Annotated in this window: 3 protein-coding genes; 1 reads left to right on the top strand and 2 read right to left on the bottom strand. The window is 65.2% G+C overall.

What is annotated here, in order from left to right; all coding sequences use genetic code 11:
* Positions 1-81: 81 nt before the first annotated feature.
* Both GEV05_23040 and GEV05_23035 read right to left on the bottom strand, forming a co-directional pair.
* Positions 82-1,383 (bottom strand): protein kinase, encoded by a 1,302-nt coding sequence (locus GEV05_23040; protein ID MPZ46206.1) that lies wholly within the window; start codon positions 1,381-1,383, stop codon positions 82-84.
* A gap of 240 nt (positions 1,384-1,623) precedes the next feature.
* Positions 1,624-3,027 carry a M48 family metalloprotease gene (locus GEV05_23035; GenBank protein ID MPZ46205.1) on the bottom strand — a complete coding sequence of 468 codons (1,404 nt, stop codon included), beginning with the start codon at positions 3,025-3,027 and terminating at the stop codon, positions 1,624-1,626.
* Between the two features lie 216 nt (positions 3,028-3,243).
* On the opposite strand from GEV05_23035, the gene moaC reads away from it, so the two are divergent.
* Positions 3,244-3,735: a cyclic pyranopterin monophosphate synthase MoaC gene (gene moaC, locus GEV05_23030; protein ID MPZ46204.1), complete on the top strand. Its 492-nt coding sequence runs from the start codon at positions 3,244-3,246 to the stop codon at positions 3,733-3,735.

Genomic DNA, 3,735 nt, shown 5'->3' with positions numbered 1-3,735 from the left:
GGTCCGCGAATTCCCGGGCTCACCCCCCAGCCCCTCTCCCGGGGGGAGAGGGGAGTTGAGCGCGACGCCCGGAGCCCGCGTTCAGGAAGTGCTGATGTTGCGCTCGGCGAGCAATTGGCTCAAGCGCGTATTGGCCAGCGCCAGGCGGTCGACCAGCATGGCGAGAAAGGCGCCGTTGAACTGGTGTCTGCAGTTCTCGGAGGCCTGCTGCAAGCGCTCGGAACGGATCTCGATCACGGTGATCTGGGACAGCGCGGCGACGCTGGCGTTGCGCACGAATTCCTGCCGGGTGAGGTGCGCCATCTCCCCGAAGCAGGCGCCGGTGCGCAGCACGTTCAGAAGCCTGTCCTGCTTGGTGACCTTGACCTCGCCCGCGGCCAGCACGAAGAACGAGGTACCGACCTCGCCCTCCTTGATGAGCACTGTGTCCTTGGGATAGCGATGCCAGTTGGTGATGCGCAGCACCTCCCACAGCTCCACCTCGCTGAACGGCCGGAAGAAGTCGAGCTGGCGCAAGGTGTTGAACTTCTCGCTGTCGGGAATCGATTCGACTCGACTGGAGAGACTGCCGAAGGCGTTCGCCAGGTCGAAGGCGAATTCCTCCCAGGTCGGATAGCGCGCATCGGTCGACTTGTGCATCGCGCGCGCGACGATCGCGTCCAGATCGGGCGTCACCTCGGGCCGATAGCGCGACGGTGGCGGCGGCTCCGAGTTGATCACGTGATAGATGAGACTGTAGTTGTTGCTCGCCTGGAACGGCAGGCGCCCCGTGAGCAGCTGGAACAGCACCACGCCGAGCGAATAGATGTCGGTCTGATGCGTGAGCGTAAGCTCCTTCACCTGCTGCGGCGACATGTAGGCCGGCGACCCGATGCCGCTCACCTGCGTGGTCTGGGTGCTGTTGGTGAGCGCCGCGCCAAAGTCGGTGATCTTGATCTGGTTGTCTTTCGTGAGCAGGATGTTGGCCGGCTTGATGTCGCGGTGGATCACGCCCTGCTTGGCCGCATAGTCGAGCGCCTTGCAGCACTTGAAGACGATCTCGAGCACTTGCGCTGTCGGCAGCAGGCTGTCGACGCGCGCGAAACGCTCGAGCGTGCCGCCGTCGACGTACTCCATTACGATGTAGCTGCCGCCGTCCTCGGCCACCGCGTCGTAGATGGTCGCGATGTGCGGATGGGCGAGCTTGCCCGCGAGCGAAGCTTCGGTGATGAAGAGCTTGCGATAGCGCTTGCCGTATTCGCGATCCCGCAGCGCTTCGGGCAGCACCCACTTGATCGCTACGCGCCGGCTCGTAAATGGATCGACCGCCTCGAACACCGCGCTGGTCGCGCCGCGTCCCAGCTCGCGCACGATTTCGTACTTGCCGATCTTGCTCGGAATCAAAATATGACAAAGGAAAATGCGATTGCGGCTACGATACCACAAGGGTCCGCGCGCCAGCGCCGGAAATGGCGCAGCGAAGGACGGCTATTCGGTGGGCCGACGAGCGACGTCGACCCGCCCCTCGACCCAGGAACCTGCCCGCATCAGCGAGCGGCACGACGCTCCCCTCTCCCCCTGGGAGAGGGGCTGGGGGTGAGGGAAGAGACGCTCCGCGAGGTTCCAGGCCGCAAGAAATTCCCCTCACTGTGCCTGGCGTTCCTTTTCCAGGGTCTTCAACTGCGCGCGCAGCTCGCGCAGCCGCGCCTCGACGCTGGAAAGCTGATAGAAGTCCCCATCGCCCGAGCGCGCCGCGATCTGCAGCTGCTCCACCGCCGCGCCGATCATTCCCTGTCGGGCATAGGCTTCCGCCTGCGCCTTGTGCTGGAGCAAACGCTTGCCCTGCGCGGCGTAGGCGCGCGACTGAAGGATGTAGAGGCGCGTGTCGTCCGGATGGTCGCGCAGGCGGGCTTCCAGCATGCCCAAAGCGACATCCGGCTCGCCGCTCAGGACCAGCACTTCGGCACGATCGTAGACGAGCGCACGGTAATTGGGATGCGCCTGGACCGCTGCGGCGTAGTGTTGCATCGCCGCGCCGTAATCGCCCGACGCGATCAAAAGCTGGCCACGCAGCGCGGAGACCGCAGGCGAACGAGGCAGAAGCCGTTCGAGCTCGGACAGCTCGCGACTCGCACGCGTGTAGTCCTTGGCACGCAGCAGGGCGAGCGCAAGCCCGTAACGCGTAGCGGCTTCGTTGATGAAGCGGCGGTCCTTCAGCGCCAGCTCAAAGAACTTGACCGCCTGGTGGGGATCGGTCGAGTTCGCGCGCACCCGGGCGCGCACGATCTGGAATTCCACGTTGCCCGGAACCTGTTTGTAGGCGATCGACTCGGTGCGGTTCTGCAGATCGGCGATCCGCTCGCTCGTAACCGGGTGGGTGCGCAAGTAGGCCGGCGCCGCATTGAACTCATAGACCCGGCTTGCGCGCTGCAGCCGCTCCATGAAAAGCGGCATCGCGGCTGCGTCGAAACCCGCCTCCTGCAGGATCTGCACGCCCACCCGATCGGCCTCGCGCTCGGCGTCGCGTGAGAAGTCGAGCTGGTTCTGGATGGCGGCCGCCTGCGAGCCGGCAATGACCGCCTCGCCGAGTTGCGAATTCGAACGCGCGGCCAGCAGCCCCACCGCCAGTGCCGCCAAAGCCGCCAGCTGGCTGCGCTCCTGCCCTGCGATCATGCGGGCAATATGGCGTTGGGTCACGTGCGCGACTTCGTGCGCGAGCACGCCGGCAAGCTCCGACTCGGCCTCCGCAGTGAGGATCAACCCGGCATGTACGCCGATGAAGCCGCCGGGCAATGCGAACGCATTGACGCTGAGGTCGTCGAGCAGGAAGAACTCGAAGCTCTGGCGCGAGTCCGGACTGGCCGCGACCAGCCGGTTGCCAAGGCTGTTCAGATAATCGGTGACGACCGGATCGTCGCGATAGGAACGGTCCATGCGCACCTTTTCCATGATGCTCTCGCCCATGCGGCGCTCGGTGGTAGGGGTGAACACCGCTTGGGAGGCATCGCCGAGATCGGGCAGAGCCTGCGCGGGGCAACGCGCGGCCATGAGCAAGGCGAGCAGAAATAGAAGCGGCAGGCGCACGTCTACTATGATAAATTGGACCGCTCGCGAGTTCCTGACGCCGAAACAGTTCGTTACAGCTTTCTGCCGAGCTTTCCCGACTTTCACGGCGCTCGGTCCCTCACCCCCAGCCCCTCTCCCGGGGGGAGAGGGGAGCGTACGGTGCGTCGTGGATTTCATCCACTTTGCAAGAGCGAAGGCATGGCCGAGCCGGAATTCACCCATTTCGACGCCGCCGGCGCGGCGCGCATGGTCGACGTGTCGGAAAAGGACCCGACGCACCGCATTGCGAGGGCGCACGGACGCATCCTCATGCGCGCTCCCACGCTGGACGCGATCCGCCAAGGCACGGCAGCCAAGGGGGATGTGCTCGGCATCGCGCGCATTGCCGGCATCCAGGCGGCCAAACGCACCTCGGAGCTGATTCCCCTGTGCCATCCGCTCGCCCTGACCAAGGTCGATATCGCTTTCGAAACCGTGGCGGAACACAGCGCTGTCGACTGCGTCGCGACGGTGGAAACCATCGGCCGCACCGGAGTGGAGATGGAAGCGCTGACGGCGACCGCGGTGGCGCTTCTCACCATCTACGACATGTGCAAGGCGGTCGATCGCGGCATGCGCATCGAAGGCATCGCGCTCATGGAGAAACGCGGCGGCAAATCCGGCGCCTGGCTGGCGCCGCAGAGCACCTGA

The sequence above is a fragment of the Betaproteobacteria bacterium genome (assembly GCA_009377585.1).
GTDB lineage: Bacteria > Pseudomonadota > Gammaproteobacteria > Burkholderiales > WYBJ01 > WYBJ01.
The sequence above is the reverse complement of the archived record's forward strand: the minus strand, read 5'-3'. Positions and strand labels throughout refer to the sequence as shown.

Bases quoted from the DNA above. Each gene is read 5' to 3' on its own strand.
- GEV05_23035 (MPZ46205.1), bottom strand. From the start codon at position 3,027: ATGGCCGCGCGTTGCCCCGCGCAGGCTCTGCCCGATCTCGGCGATGCC.
- moaC (MPZ46204.1), top strand. From the start codon at position 3,244: ATGGCCGAGCCGGAATTCACCCATTTCGACGCCGCCGGCGCGGCGCGC.